General features: G+C 63.9%; 1 protein-coding gene and 1 pseudogene. Both read right to left on the bottom strand.

Annotated elements, in window-relative coordinates; all coding sequences use genetic code 11:
- A partial coding sequence (locus tag E5W87_RS30850) for an ABC transporter permease (protein WP_292406341.1) occupies window positions 1–844 on the bottom strand: 844 nt, incomplete at its 3' end.
- A pseudogene (locus E5W87_RS30845) lies at window positions 841–1,162 on the bottom strand (sugar ABC transporter ATP-binding protein); the annotation flags it as partial. The pseudogene E5W87_RS30845 and the gene E5W87_RS30850, both read right to left, overlap by 4 nt.

Genomic DNA, 1,162 nt, shown 5'->3' with positions numbered 1-1,162 from the left:
TTCCGCGGCCGCCGAACAGGCTGGTGCCGCCAAGCACGACGGCAGCAATCACTTCGAGCTCAAAGCCTTGCCCGGCATTCGAGGATCCGGATCCGAGCCGGGCAGCAATGATGATCCCCGCAAGCGCTGCCGCGGCGGCGGAAATCACGTAGACGAAAAGCGTCGTCAGCCGCGTGTTCACGCCGGCGCGTCTAACCGCTTCGGCGTTGGCGCCGATGCCGGTCACGTAGCGGCCGAACGGCGTCTCGTTGAAGGCGATATAGGCGATCGCGAGGATCGCCAGCGCGATCAGCGCTGGCGCCGGCACGCCAAGGAGCCAAGCGCGGCCCAGGACCGTGAAAGGGCTTCCCGGCTCGATGGGGATGGAGTAGCCGCCGGTGATCAGCAGCGCCACGCCGCGGATCACCGAAAGCCCGGCAAGCGTGACGATGAAGGCCGGGATGCCCTCATAAGCCACGAAATAGCCTTGTATCGCGCCAAGCAAGGCGCCCAGCGCAAGCATGGCGAGGATGACCACCGGCCATGGCAAGCCCAGTTGCAGCAGTGTTGCCGACAGCGTTGCCACCAGTGCCAGCACGGAACCGACCGAAAGGTCGATGCCGCCCGTGGTGATGACGAAGGTCATCGCCGCGGCGACGATCAGCAATGGTGCCGACTGACGCAGGATGTTCAGCAGATTGGGCGATGTCAAAAAGGCGTCCGTCGCCACCGAGAAGATGACGCAAACGGCCAGAAAGAACAGCGCAATCGACACGACACTGCCATTGGCGAGCACCGCATCCCGCCATGTGCCTTCGCGGACCCTTCGAGATTGAGCGGAGTGGGTCGAAGTCACGTCGCTCATGCTGGCGCTCCATCGCGATGGGCGTTGGTGGCCGAACGAGCGTTGAACTTGCGGCCCACGATCAGGTTGACGACATCCTCGATATTGGTTTCGCCGATCAGCCGTTCGGCGACGTTGCGTCCTTCGTACATGACCTGAATGCGGTCGCATACGAGGAACAGATCCTGAAGGCGGTGGGTGATCAGAATGACGCTGACGCCGCGGGCGCTCACGGTGCGGATCAGGTCCAGCACAGCCTCGACCTCGGCGACGGCAAGCGCTGCCGTAGGCTCATCCATAATCAGCACCGACGGCTCGAACGAGGCGGCGCGGCCGATC

The sequence above is a fragment of the Mesorhizobium sp. genome (assembly GCF_004962925.1).
Lineage (GTDB): Bacteria > Pseudomonadota > Alphaproteobacteria > Rhizobiales > Rhizobiaceae > Mesorhizobium.
Note: the sequence above shows the minus strand (reverse complement) of the source record. Positions and strands in the feature narration are given on the sequence as shown.